This is a genomic window from Stenomitos frigidus ULC18, from assembly GCF_003003795.1.
Lineage (GTDB): Bacteria > Cyanobacteriota > Cyanobacteriia > Leptolyngbyales > Leptolyngbyaceae > Stenomitos > Stenomitos frigidus_A.
Map to the genome: position 1 here is coordinate 1 of NZ_PVWK01000163.1, position 11,853 is coordinate 11,853.

The following is an 11,853-nucleotide window of genomic DNA, read 5'->3' on the forward strand; positions in this document are numbered from 1 at the left end:
AGGTTGGCAGACGGCTGTCTCCCTGTAAGATAGCAATATCAGGACTTTATGCCTCCTCACTCAGCGGAACCAGTGCCCGGAACGACGATTGCCGGGAAAAGCACCCACAATTGAGCAACGCTACTCTCTAGTCAGTCTGGAGGGGCAGGTTGAACGTCTTGCTCAAGCCGTTCGCAGTCATTGGGGCATTGAAAACCAGGTGCATTGGGTATTGGATGTAGCCTTTAAGGAAGATGACTCTCGGATTCGCAAAGACCATGCCCTCGAAAATCTTGCCCTCATCCGGCATCTGGCGCTCAATCTCTTGCGCCAAGAGCGCTCAGCCAAAGGAGACATTAAGGCTAAACGGCTGAAGGCGGGTTGGGACAATTGCTATCTCTCACGCATTCTGGCTACTTGAGTATGCGTTTGCCCTGTCGTTTGATTGACACTTTTTGCCTCTTTTCCAAAACGACGCAAAAGCTTGCTTTCCGGTTGCTCAGAATGTAAATCAACTCGTCAATGAATCTATGTATCAAAAGCACTCAGTTTCGATGAGTTCTGAGACAATGGCAGTATATTAGAATTCTTCCTATGCTCATTGGGTACGAACGGGTCTCGACCGGCGACCAAAATCTGGCATTGCAACATGATGCTCTGCAAGCCGCAGGATGTGAAAAAATCTTTTCGGACAAGCTGAGTGGGGCAAAAGCCGATCGCCCTGGTTTGAAAGAAGCTTTTGAGTTTGCTAGGAAAGGAGACACCATCGTCGTCTGGCGACTTGATCGCTTGGGGCGATCGCTCAAAGACTTGATGACTCTGGTCGAGAGCTTGGAGCCGCGCGCCATTGGGTTTCGCTCACTGCAGGAAAACATTGATACAACCAGCAGTGGGGGGAAGTTGATTTTCCACATGTTCGGAGCCTTGGCGGAGTTTGAACGCAACCTGATGCGGGAGCGCACTCAGGCTGGGTTACAGGCGGCAAGAGCAAGGGGACGCAAAGGAGGGCGACAGCAGAAGTTGACACCACAGCAAATTGCCATGGGGCGATCGCTGGCAGCAGACCCGAAACGGAGTGTCTCGTCAATCTGCGAGCATTTGGATATTAGTCGTCCGACTTACTACCGTTACATCAATCCCAACGCTGATGGCGCTAGTTTGCTAAAGCAGGAGGTTGAGGAGCAGATGTAGCGTTTGTAGCACATTCGCCAACGACATCCGTTGCTACTCAACCCCCAGTATCGCTACTCATTGCAAATGAACGAATCGCACAGTCCAAAAACTGTCCAATGATCAAAAGAAGAGCAAGTGAAATTTGTACTGGCACCTTTTTGCCTCTATCTCGGCTCAACCCCTACTATGCTTTGCCGCCGCGTTTAGTACACTTCTCAGACAACCTCTGAAACTCAATCGACCCGCTCCCTAATGAAAATAGCTGTGGATAAACTCAAGCCTAGGGAGACACACTGCTAGTGCAGCAAACTTTTCTGCTTTAGCGTAAAAGCTACCTTCACTCGCGAATCTATTCTCATCTGTTCCCCCAAAGTTTATATGAGTTACTGTCTCAATCCAGCCTGCACGCAGCCAAACAACGCTAATTCGTCTGCTGAAGCATGTCAAACCTGTGGCTTTACCCTGCGACTGCAACAGCGCTACCGAGCCATAGCCCGCTTGGTCAGGGTGGCTTTGGGCGTACGTTTCTAGCTGTGGATGACTCGCTACCGCTGAAACCTCGCTGTGTGATCAAACAATACTTGCCGCAGCAACAGGGCACCCACAATCTCCAGAAGGCATCGGTATTGTTTCGCCAAGAGGCAGAGCGACTGCGCGAACTCGGCAAGCAGCCTCAGATTCCCGACCTGTTGGACTATGTCGAACAGGAGGGACAGCAGTATTTGATTCAGGAGTTTATTGAAGGGTGCAATCTGCAACAAGCCTTGGCTGATGGCGGCCCTTTTAGTGAGATAGACATTCGAGCCTTGCTGAACGCGTTGCTCCCGATCTTGAAGTTCATCCATCAGCATCATGTGATTCACCGCGACCTGAAACCAGCCAATATCATTCGTAGCAGCGTCAACCACAAACTGTTCCTGGTAGATTTGGGTGCAGCCAAGTATGCTACCGGTACGGCATTAGCCCAGACGGGGACAGTGATTGGCAGCGCTGAATTTACAGCTCCCGAACAAGCGCGAGGCAAAGCAACGTTTGCCAGCGATCTTTATAGTTTAGGCGCAACCTGCATTCACCTACTGACCCAGCTGTCCCCTTTCGATCTGTATGACAGTAGCGAGGGCAAATGGGTCTGGAGAGCGGTCGTTAAGCCTCCAGTGAGTGAGGCTTTAGCCAGCGTTTTAGACAAATTGCTGCAGGAGGCCACGAAGCAACGCTATCAAACAGTTGACGAAGTGTTGGTCGATCTCAACGGGACGACCGAATCAGATGTTGCCGCTCGGAACAATCGACAAAGGCAAACGGCAACGGTTGCTTCCCAGTCACGAAACACCAACGTTTCCGATCGCCTCCATCCAGCAAGTCTGGATTTGAAGTTTGAACCAGGAGGCGAACTTGCCCAGGCTAATCATTCTGAACTTGCCTCGACCCAGTCCGAGGGAGAACAATCGCGTTCCATCAGTCCCCTTAAGGCGCTCGTGATCGGCACGAGCCTTTTCCTTTTCAGCATCGGTCTGTTTCACCAGCTTTTGCGATTGAAAAGCATCCCATCCCCCTTCCCGGACTTCCGTACTGAGCAAGCAACGCCACCACAAGTTGCAGAGCCAAGCCCCGCTTTGAAGAACGCTGTGCAGCCTTTGCAAACCCTCTCGGCTGCAGACCATGTGCTGTCTCTGGCGTTTAGTCCCGATGGTCGCACGCTGGTCAGCGGGGGAGATGATGGTCGTGCCACAAACCTCTTCTCTGGTGGCGCTCCCTACTCAGTGCAGCAAAACCACGACAGCCATGTGAAAATCTGGGACTTGAGCACAGGCACTGTGCGCCAGACGCAGACGACACGGTATCCCGTGTCATCAGTTGCCATCAGTGCTGATAACCGCACGGTGGTTGGTCAAGGCTTCAGCGGTACTTGGGACGGGTACTTGTTGGATGGGAAGACGGTGGCCCAGGTGCAATTTTGGCCACTGGAGGCAGACTCTTCTCTAGCGACGAAAACTGAGCTGAGCGCCAATCAAGGCTATCTAAGTTACTTCAGTCGCGAGGGCAGACTGGTTGCTACCAGTGCACCTGATGCTTTCAAGATTTGGGATTTACCAACGGGTAATTTGCTACAAACGCTACCCAGCAGTGATGCTAACGTTCAACGTCTTACCTTTAGCGCTGATGGAAAAACCTTAGCGGTGTGGCGATCGGGCTATCGTCCTGGCACGATCGAACTCTGGCACTGGCCCACTGGTCAACTCCTGCACACACTGCACATAGCCGAAAATGCAACTTTTCGCTATTTGACCGCGCTAGATATTAGCCCAGATGGGCAAACTGTCGTTTGCAGCCTCCGACAAGATTCACAACGGTGGGAAATCCAGGTTTGGAATGCTGCAGCAAAGTCTTTAAGGCGCACCATCCAGCAAGCAAGTCCAGTCACTGCCGTCACCATTAGCCCGGATGGTAAAACGTTCGCGAGTGCGAGTGCTCAGGCCGAGAGTGAAGACGGCACCCTTGTGCGGAGCAAGTTCAGTCTTTGGACATTAGCTACAGGCGACTTACAGCGAACCCTGACGGATACAGAGTTAGTCAAGGCTTTGCCTGGTTTCAACTTTGAGCGTGAGTTGGCGATCGTTTACAGCCCCGATGGCAAGACACTGGCAACTGGGGGTTTCGATGGCAAAATCAGACTCTGGTCGCTGGATCAACTTAACTCAGGGCATTGAGTTTCGATATAGGCCTTGAGTTAAACTCAACCCCATCAAGGCTCCTTTGCAGCTAAAATTGGGTTCTGGGGGTAGTGGAATCGTGAACCGACTTAAGGCTGTGCGCCTGCCTTTAACGCTAATGCTACGCTACATCGCCCCTATCACTTTGCCATGCCGAAGCTGCAGCAGCAGTGATCCTTATTTCCAACCAAGCTTGCACAAACGGTTGTTTAGGCAATGAAAGTACAAGCACCGCTTAGCAACCGCTTTCGTGTTGCCTAAACCTGTGTACGCCCAGCATGGGCGTGAACTCATGGGGTGAAAGTCCCCTGTCGGAGAACCAACGTCCAAATGATCACTTTTATCGATCCGAGTGACGACAACGACTAGCTTAAGGCAAGGGCGTTTCCGCGAGGAAGGGTCTGAAGGAAGCCAGCGGCAAACCTGCGAGCTGACGGACAGAAACGTCATCGAAGGCTGAAATTCCTGTGGCGAGTGAGCACAACATCACAAAGCCTTTTGGTTCAGGGAACACAGTCAAGGGCGCAGTTGTGCAGGGACAGTTCACGGTCTTATCTGGGGAGATCTGCTCAAACGGCGGTCTTAAAGCTATGGGAGTCTGATTGCGGTCTGGTGGGAAACGGCGAGGGAGCCACAGAACCCTACGGCAGCTTGGCAGCGCGCTTGGTGGTAACACCAAGGGTGATTGGGCAGAAGTCAGCCGAAGCCATAGTAGCCAAACGCTGATCGTAATGGGTGAGACAGGGTGAAGGGCTGCACTTCAGAAAGCAGGGAGGCGTGGCAAAGCTCGACCAAGCGATGAACCCGAACGGGGGAGCTAAAGCGTCGGCGCTTCATTGCACAACCAGCCTTGGGCATCAATGCTTCGGAGTTGAACCGTCTAAATCTTTCTGCGGACGCGCCCCGTGCGGAGGCGCATGCGGGGTGCTGTGGGGACTGGGGGAGAAAATCCCCTGGTTACCCGATTGCCAAAGTTGCTTGGATGGCAACAGGTTTAGGTACGCTTTGCCCACAGATCTCGTTGCCTGCCGATCTCTACACGGCCTTAAGTCGGTTCACGGTTCCACTACCCCCAGAACCCGCTGCCGGATCAACGATTAAGGTGGAGCCGATTCGGGATAAGAAGGCGATCCACCGCATTAAGAAAATTTTGGGCGACTGGCCCCGTGATCTGTGTTTATTCACGCTAGGGATTAACACGGCCTATCGCGCCAATGAACTGCTGTCGCTGAAGGTGGGGCAGGTGAAGAATCTGAAGGCCGGGGATGTGCTCGACCTGAAGCAGCGCAAAACGCATAAGTATCGTCCGGTGACGCTGAATGCGACAGCGGTGGCAGCAATCCAAACCTGGTTGCAGTCCAGTGACCTGCAAGCGGACGCTTATCTTTTCACCGGGCAACGAGGCTGTCTCACGGTGGAAACCATGAGTACACGAGTGAAGACGTGGTGCCAGGAGGTGGGCTTGAAGGGCAACTATGGTAGCCACACACTGCGGAAGACTTGGGGCGACTGGCAGCGCCTAGAGCGCGGCACCGCCATTCCCCTCTTGATGGAAGCGTTTGGTCATGCAACACAGCAGCAAACGCTAGCGTATCTGGGGATTCAGTCCAATGAAATTGCGGCCATCTATGAGTTGGAATTGTGAGTGACATTGCCGCTCTTGACTGAACCTGCCCCTTAACCATCGCCTGGGCAGAAGACAGACGTTTGGTTGTGAGTCCGAAGTTGGTAGTGGCTTCAATGAGACATACTACAAACATACTTCAGTTTGTACGAAATGGGCGGCTTGCCTGGTGTAGCTGGTTAGATGTTCCCAACAATTTCAGAGGTGCCGATGCTAGCACTCACCAAACAAAGCCCTACCGCTCGCTCCTATGCCGATGCAACGGACTTACAAGCGATCGCCGCTTTGATTAACGCCTGCGAGGCCTTTGACCATTTAGACCAAGGCACCTCCGTCGAAGAACTGCGGCAGGACTTCGCCGACCCAGAGTTTGACCTTACCCGCGATCTACAGTTGTGGGTGAATAGCCAAGGGCACTTAGTCGGCTATGGTAGCCTCTGGATGCCACCTTCTAGTGAGACTCAAGATGGTTTTCTAGGCTTTAAGGTGCGTCCGGACGTGAGAAGCCAGGGGATCGAAGACCAGATTCTGGCTTGGGCGGAAGACCGGTTGCGGGAAAAGGACCAAGCCAGTGGCTTACCGCTCAATCTACGGGCTGGTGCCCGCGAGCACCAGGCAGACCGGCTTGCCTTGCTGGCAGCGCACGGCTTCAGCAGCGTGCGCTACTTCTACCGGATGGCGCGCCCATTAGCAACGGCGATCCCGACACCGCAACTACCACCAGGTTATCGCGTGCAGTCGCTGCAACCGAACCAGGTCGAAGCTTGGGTGGCGATGTTCAATCAAACCTTCATTGACCACTGGAACTTTCACCCGCTCACGGTTGAACAGCGCCAGCATTGGCTGACGGATCCTGACTATGAACCGGGTTTAGATCTGGTGGCGCTGGACCCAGAGGGCACGTTTGCGGCGTTTTGCCTGGGCTCTATCTACAGTCAAGACAACCGGCGCACGGGACGCCATGAAGGTTGGATTGCTGACTTGGGTACTCGGCGTGGGTTTCGGCAACAAGGCTTAGGTCGGGCCATGTTGTTAACGGGCCTGCAACACTTAAAGGCAAAAGGGGTGGCTACGGCGTTGTTAGGCGTCGATGCCGAAAATCCCTCCGGTGCCTTACGACTCTATGAGTCTGTGGGCTTCCGCCAGTTGTTCACCAGCATTGCCTACTGCAAAACACTGCCTGGCTAAACTCAATGCCCTCGATCACGGCTCTCACCAGTCGTCTTTATCCCTTGAGCTTCAGTCTTGAAGCTCAAGGGGTAATTCATGCCACACTGTCAGGCGGTGTTTGCTTGTAATGGAAACGCACGAGCAAACAACCCGAGTGCAGCAGCCCGAATGCTTTGCCGAAGGTTGCTGACAGCAGTGTAGTTTGACCGTCAGGATGCCTCTTCAGCAGGCTGAGGCAAGTCTCAAAAGGCGTTGGCACAGGACAGTTTTGAGACTTTGATTCTGAGACAAGTTTTGAGACTCTAGAAGTCTGGTGCTGTCGTTAGAGCGCGATCGCCCTTCTCAATCTCTCTTTTGCCACCGTTTAATTGACAGGTGCAACTGGCACATCTCTGACACTGTCAGCTTAAGCCTCGTTTTGAAAAGGGATTGGATCCTTTGAGGCTTATTCGGAATTTCTCGCTAGCTAGGACTAGGCAGACTGATAAACTGCCTCAAAAATGCTTGGTGTTGTGGTTAACCTTGCTCGGCTCTACTCATCGAATAAGTCTGTTGGAGAGGTAAGCCGATTCTCGATCGCTTTGCGTGTCCGTTCCAACTCTGCTGTGAGCAACTTTTCATCTGGCAATGGTGTTTGGTACTCTGCTGCCAAAATATTGGATAGACCTTCGAGGGTATAAAGCATAAATTTCGGTTCTCCAGTTCGCGTAAAGTTCCAAGTCACCGAAACGATCAACTTTAGAATGTGCTCATTCACTGCTTGCCATCCTTGCTTTCTGGATTTACTCGGAGCCAGCATCTCGATCGAACCCCTCGACTACAGCAGCCACAGCCTCAATCTCATGTTGTAAGTCCTCAATCGAAGGCAGCTTCGCCTTGAACTCTTCAGGTAGTGCAGCCGTGGTGCGATAGGTAGAGACACTGATCGGTTGGCTCATACCCCGAAGTGCGTACTCAACAACAGCCTTTTTCTTGGAGCGGCAAAGGACAATGCCGATCGTTGGATTATCAGTCGGGCGACGTAACTTATCGTCAATGACATTGACATAGAAGTTGATCTGTCCCGAATACTCAGGCTTAAAGTCAGTCGTTTTTAACTCGATCACCACAAAACAACTTAGGGCGAGGTGGTAAAAGAGTAGATCAACGAAAAACTCGTCTCCCTCAACAGCAAGCCGATATTGACTGCCTACAAACGCAAAGCCGACACCCAGTTCCAGCAGAAACTTCTGCATATGGTCGAGCAAGGCACGTTCTAAGTCACGTTCAAGGGCTTTTTCACGCAGATCAAGAAACTCAAGGTTGTATTCTGATTTGAGTAAGCTTTGGGCAAGGTCAGACTGAGGAGCCGGAAGCACTGTCTGAAAATTCGTTAGTGCGCCACCTTGACGGCTATACAGATCGGTATCAATCTGGTGAACTAAGACATTGCGACTCCAACCATTCTCGATGGTCTTTTGGATGTACCAAAGGCGCTGTTCTGGGACTTTCACCTTATCTATAAGGACACAGTTATGCTTCCAGGGAATTTGTCCACCAAGCTGGTGGACAAATTGCTCGTCTGAATACGCTTCCGCAAACGCTCTCATATAAAGGAGGTTGGTGCGTGAAAATCCAGTCATGTCAGGGAACTCCAGCCTCAGATCCCTGGCAAGACGCTCAATGACTTTTGCGCCCCATCCTTCCTCCTGCTGTCGTTGCAGAATCTCCCGCCCAATCTGCCAATAGAGCAGTACCAATTCTTGGTTGACCGCCAGAGCCGCTTTTACTTGAGTCGAACGAATGCGCTCTTTCAGGTTGCGGAAAAAGTCATCGTAGTTGTCAGGAAAAAGAGAAGCCTGCTTCGGCATAATCAAATCTTGTTAATAGCGGTTGAAATTTCCTCCTAACCCTCGCCAGTCAGACGCTCTAGCTCATCAAGTAACTTGGTAATCCGATCGTGCTTCTCGTGCTCGGTCCAAGCTTTACTCTTCTTCAACCGCCTGGTGATTTCTGTCATACGACCGACCAATACCTGCTCCGGCGTCGCTTCTGGATCGGTATCTGGTTTTGCTTCTTTGACCCGTGCCTTGATCTCGTTCAGAGAAAGATTCTGGGTGATTGCCTGCTTGAGTAAATCATCCCGCTGCTGCTCGTCTTTCACACGAGCGATCGTACGTGCTTTGGTATACTCCAGTCGCCCTTCTCGTAAAGCCTCCAGGATGTGAGATGGAAGGTTTAGTAGGGGCAAACGGCTACTACGCAGGGATTCAAGATTAAAGCGTCCCAATGCTGCTAGACAGGACTCAATCGTTTCTAGTTGAAGGGAAACGTTCTCCTTCAACGCTTGCCCTCGATTTTTTGCGTTTGCTGCTTGGTAGATCACTGACTTTACCTCCTCGGTACTCGCGTTGAGTGCAATTGCCAGTAGTTCTAAGACTGCCTCAGTTTCCTCGATCGGGTTAAGGTCGTCCCGCTGAAGATTTTCCATCAACGCCACTTGAAGGGCTTCCTGGTCAGAGAATTCTCGTGCCACGATCGGGATTTGAGCCAGCCCAACTTCTTGAGCTGCTCGTAACCGGCGCTCTCCCGCAATGAGTTCATAATGACCGTTTCCTAAAGGACGAACCAAAACTGGTTCTAGAACACCATGCTCTCTAATAGATGTTACGAGCTGCGTCATTCTCTCAGGATCAAAGTAACGGCGGGGCTGTCGCTTTGTTGGTAGCTTAATCGAACCAAGAGGAATAGTCGTAGAGGGCTGATCGGGTTGAATGCTACTGGGATCAGCTACGAAACGTTTCATCACAGCATCGCTAAGACTTTTGCGCTCTCTAGCCATTTAAGACCTCCATCGCTTGCTTGAAGAGGCTATCTAACTCACGTCGTGCTGTTCCTGCTGGCGTTCCAGTTAAATCAAAGACGGTGGCTCCTTGACCAAAAGAATCTGTAATAATCTGACGCTGGTGGATGATTGTATCTAACATCTCAACATCCTGAACCTGCTGCAAAACTGCAAAGGCTTCATCCTTCAGCTTGGTTCCCTTAATCGCTTTATTGAGGAACAGAGCCGTTTTCGGTAAGCCACCCCGAATTGCCTGTGCTTGCCGAACCAGTCGCACTGTATCGGAAGCACTCGCTAAATCAACACCTGCTGGCTGGCAAGGGATTAAGGCTAAGTCAGCCCATAGCAGAAGTGCTCTAGTCGTTTCACTGAGTGTTGCGGGTCCATCCACCAATAGCCATTCATACGCCTTCGCAAGTCTAGGCAACTGGTCTAGAAGTTCGTCAGGATTCTGTAAGACTTGGAAAGGGATCTCTTCTTCTAGAGACTCCAACCAAATTGAGGAGGTTCTCTGTCCGTCCGCATCCACAAAGAGGATTGCTTTCTTCTGCCGCTGCAACCAACGAGCAAGATGGACCGCAATCGTGGACTTTCCTGCTCCCCCTTTCTGATTAACGACGGCAATTGTAGGCATGAAGCAATCGAGAACAACAGCATAAGTTTATGCCATAAGAGCTGAAGGGAACCGTTTCCCCTCGGTAAAATTGCCTTAAAACCATCATCTGAAGCTTCAAACGACCGCTGTACAACACAATAACCTGGCTGTAAACAAGACCCCTATTTTGATCTCAGCAGTGGCAGATCTGTGTCAGTCTGCCAAGACTATTGCCTGACAATACTTCACTCGTTGTCTCATGATCAGCAAGTGCCGGAGTGGGCAGATTAAACCTGACTGCCGCTGCAAACTCTAGCCGCGTTTAGGCATGATAGTGAAGACACTCATCGCTGTGACGGCTTGTGTTTGATCATTGCTCATGACTACCTTTGTTGCCTTAGATTTTAAGACCGCTGATCACGGGCGCGATAGTGCCTGCTCTGTTGGCTTAATCCGAGTCGAAGACGATCGCATTGTGCAACGGGTGCATTACTTGATTCGTCCACCGCGTATGCACTTCCGGTTTACCCACATCCACGGTATTCGGTGGCAGGATGTGGCAGATCAACCTGGCTTTGATGAACGGTGGGCTTCGATCCAGCCAATCCTACGTGAGGCTGCTTTTCTAGCTGCCCACAATGCCGCTTTTGACAAAGGGGTTTTACACGCTTGCTGCGATCTGTATAGCATTCCCCGACCGTCACAACCCTTTGTTTGTACAGTGCAACTTGCTCGCAAGACCTGGAACCTTCGCCCCACTAAACTGCCAAATGTTTGTGATTACCTGGGTCTTCAGTTAGAGCACCATCAAGCCTTGTCAGATGCGGAAGCCTGTGCCCGGATTGTCCTAGCAGCTAACCAGTCACTGAGGCAGCATTGAAACGCTCGTTTGCTGCTTCCAAGCAGGCTTGAGCGTGAGCCAGCTCTGTCTAACGATAGAGGCAACGGCAGACCCTTTGCGCCAACGTAAAACGCATACCTTGCACCAAACGAACAAGGTTGCGGTTCAGAGCAAGCCACCGACAACGGAGTGGATCACAGTGGTTATTACGCCCCAAACCTCAAAGTCTCCGGAGTGATCCGACTCGGTTCCAGGTTGTCTGAGTTTGAAATGTCCGTCTACCTGATGCACTCTTCTGACGACCAGTTCGCCATCCATTGCTGCCACAACTAGACACCCCTGCACCGGGTCGAGCGATCGATCCACAAGCAACAGGTCGCTGGAGTGAATACAATCCCCTGCCATGTCATCACCACTGACCCTGAAGAAGAATGTGGCAGGGTGATTTTTGACCAGTTGATTCAGGTCGAGGCTAGCATCAACCGAATGATCAGAGGGGGCGGGGAAAGACATGGGAGAAGACAACTATGAAAATGAGGGTTTTGAGAAACGATGGGTAACTTGAGGACTCACGTTCAGCTCCATGATGCGCGATCTCACTGACCGTTCGGTTCATTGACATCCTCTACGCCCAATCCTACGGGTATGGACGCAGATTCCGGGAGTTGATTACTCATGCTCCCCTCCTCTCAATCGAAGACTGAGGGTTCCCCGGCTCACCAGCCAACGCCAGTGATCACTCCAAGGGCGTACTTTCACCCAGTTTCCGAGGGACTCCCGGTACTGCATCTAAACTGATGCCAAGTTCCACCATGCTTCTAAGTCGCATGTTGGATGACGCATTGGTATCCGCATCATCTATTGGACTTTTGACAAAAATAAAGACGCAGACCCCTTTACCTCTGCTGTCAGCAGAAGTTGTCATGAGTGAAACGA

At 51.6% G+C, this 11,853-nt stretch carries 12 protein-coding genes and 1 pseudogene; 7 read left to right on the forward strand and 6 right to left on the reverse strand.

The genetic code is table 11. From position 1 onward, the window contains the following. The first annotated feature begins 88 nt into the window (after window positions 1-88). The 6 genes and pseudogenes from C7B82_RS30940 to C7B82_RS30965 all read left to right on the forward strand — a co-directional run bounded on the left by C7B82_RS30940 (window position 89) and on the right by C7B82_RS30965 (window position 6,675). The gene (locus C7B82_RS30940) at window positions 89-400 is read left to right on the forward strand and encodes an ISAs1 family transposase (protein ID WP_181357808.1); all 312 of its coding nucleotides are present in this window, start codon (window positions 89-91) and stop codon (window positions 398-400) included. Window positions 401-573: 173 nt separating this feature from the next. After that, window positions 574-1,170, forward strand: a complete 597-nt coding sequence (locus tag C7B82_RS30945) for a recombinase family protein (RefSeq protein WP_106261175.1) — start codon at window positions 574-576, stop codon at window positions 1,168-1,170. A gap of 360 nt (window positions 1,171-1,530) precedes the next feature. After that, a pseudogene (locus tag C7B82_RS34885) lies at window positions 1,531-1,578 on the forward strand (hypothetical protein); the annotation flags it as partial. Window positions 1,579-1,592: 14 nt separating this feature from the next. Continuing rightward, window positions 1,593-3,860: a serine/threonine-protein kinase gene (locus C7B82_RS33465; RefSeq protein ID WP_219904777.1), complete on the forward strand. Its 2,268-nt coding sequence runs from the start codon at window positions 1,593-1,595 to the stop codon at window positions 3,858-3,860. Window positions 3,861-4,845: 985 nt separating this feature from the next. Beyond that, a complete protein-coding gene (locus C7B82_RS30960) occupies window positions 4,846-5,508 on the forward strand; it encodes a tyrosine-type recombinase/integrase (protein WP_106261176.1) in 663 nt (220 codons plus the stop codon). A gap of 189 nt (window positions 5,509-5,697) precedes the next feature. Further along, entirely contained in the window at window positions 5,698-6,675 is a 978-nt protein-coding gene (locus C7B82_RS30965) for a GNAT family N-acetyltransferase (RefSeq protein WP_106261178.1), read from the forward strand. Between the two features lie 514 nt (window positions 6,676-7,189). On the opposite strand, the gene C7B82_RS31765 is transcribed toward C7B82_RS30965, so the two are convergent. The 4 genes from C7B82_RS31765 to C7B82_RS30985 all read right to left on the reverse strand — a co-directional run bounded on the left by C7B82_RS31765 (window position 7,190) and on the right by C7B82_RS30985 (window position 10,115). Beyond that, on the reverse strand, window positions 7,190-7,342 hold the full coding sequence (locus C7B82_RS31765; RefSeq protein ID WP_181357809.1) for a hypothetical protein: 153 nt from the start codon (window positions 7,340-7,342) through the stop codon (window positions 7,190-7,192). A gap of 97 nt (window positions 7,343-7,439) precedes the next feature. Beyond that, the gene (locus tag C7B82_RS30975; protein WP_106261181.1) at window positions 7,440-8,507 is read right to left on the reverse strand and encodes a PDDEXK nuclease domain-containing protein; all 1,068 of its coding nucleotides are present in this window, start codon (window positions 8,505-8,507) and stop codon (window positions 7,440-7,442) included. 35 nt (window positions 8,508-8,542) lie between these two features. Beyond that, on the reverse strand, window positions 8,543-9,442 hold the full coding sequence (locus C7B82_RS30980; protein WP_106261188.1) for a ParB/RepB/Spo0J family partition protein: 900 nt from the start codon (window positions 9,440-9,442) through the stop codon (window positions 8,543-8,545). Between the two features lie 28 nt (window positions 9,443-9,470). Beyond that, window positions 9,471-10,115, reverse strand: coding sequence for an AAA family ATPase (locus C7B82_RS30985; protein WP_106261182.1), 645 nt, complete (start codon window positions 10,113-10,115; stop codon window positions 9,471-9,473). Between the two features lie 340 nt (window positions 10,116-10,455). Here C7B82_RS30985 and C7B82_RS30990 point away from each other — a divergent pair, with 340 nt between their 5' ends. After that, window positions 10,456-10,956, forward strand: a complete 501-nt coding sequence (locus tag C7B82_RS30990) for a 3'-5' exonuclease (RefSeq protein WP_106261184.1) — start codon at window positions 10,456-10,458, stop codon at window positions 10,954-10,956. Between the two features lie 126 nt (window positions 10,957-11,082). Here C7B82_RS30990 and C7B82_RS30995 read toward each other — a convergent pair whose 3' ends face one another. Together C7B82_RS30995 and C7B82_RS33470 are read right to left on the reverse strand one after the other, a co-directional pair. Then, entirely contained in the window at window positions 11,083-11,430 is a 348-nt protein-coding gene (locus C7B82_RS30995; RefSeq protein WP_106261185.1) for a LexA family protein, read from the reverse strand. 223 nt (window positions 11,431-11,653) lie between these two features. Next, a partial coding sequence (locus C7B82_RS33470) for a hypothetical protein (RefSeq protein WP_219904778.1) occupies window positions 11,654-11,853 on the reverse strand: 200 nt, incomplete at its 5' end.

Coding starts and splice junctions, on each gene's coding strand:
- C7B82_RS30995 (WP_106261185.1), bottom strand. CDS start 11,430: ATGTCTTTCCCCGCCCCCTCTGATCATTCGGTTGATGCTAGCCTCGAC.
- C7B82_RS30990 (WP_106261184.1), top strand. CDS start 10,456: ATGACTACCTTTGTTGCCTTAGATTTTAAGACCGCTGATCACGGGCGC.
- C7B82_RS30965 (WP_106261178.1), top strand. CDS start 5,698: ATGCTAGCACTCACCAAACAAAGCCCTACCGCTCGCTCCTATGCCGAT.
- C7B82_RS30985 (WP_106261182.1), bottom strand. CDS start 10,115: ATGCCTACAATTGCCGTCGTTAATCAGAAAGGGGGAGCAGGAAAGTCC.
- C7B82_RS30945 (WP_106261175.1), top strand. CDS start 574: ATGCTCATTGGGTACGAACGGGTCTCGACCGGCGACCAAAATCTGGCA.
- C7B82_RS30960 (WP_106261176.1), top strand. CDS start 4,846: ATGGCAACAGGTTTAGGTACGCTTTGCCCACAGATCTCGTTGCCTGCC.
- C7B82_RS33465 (WP_219904777.1), top strand. CDS start 1,593: ATGTCAAACCTGTGGCTTTACCCTGCGACTGCAACAGCGCTACCGAGC.
- C7B82_RS30975 (WP_106261181.1), bottom strand. CDS start 8,507: ATGCCGAAGCAGGCTTCTCTTTTTCCTGACAACTACGATGACTTTTTC.
- C7B82_RS31765 (WP_181357809.1), bottom strand. CDS start 7,342: ATGCTTTATACCCTCGAAGGTCTATCCAATATTTTGGCAGCAGAGTAC.
- C7B82_RS30980 (WP_106261188.1), bottom strand. CDS start 9,442: ATGAAACGTTTCGTAGCTGATCCCAGTAGCATTCAACCCGATCAGCCC.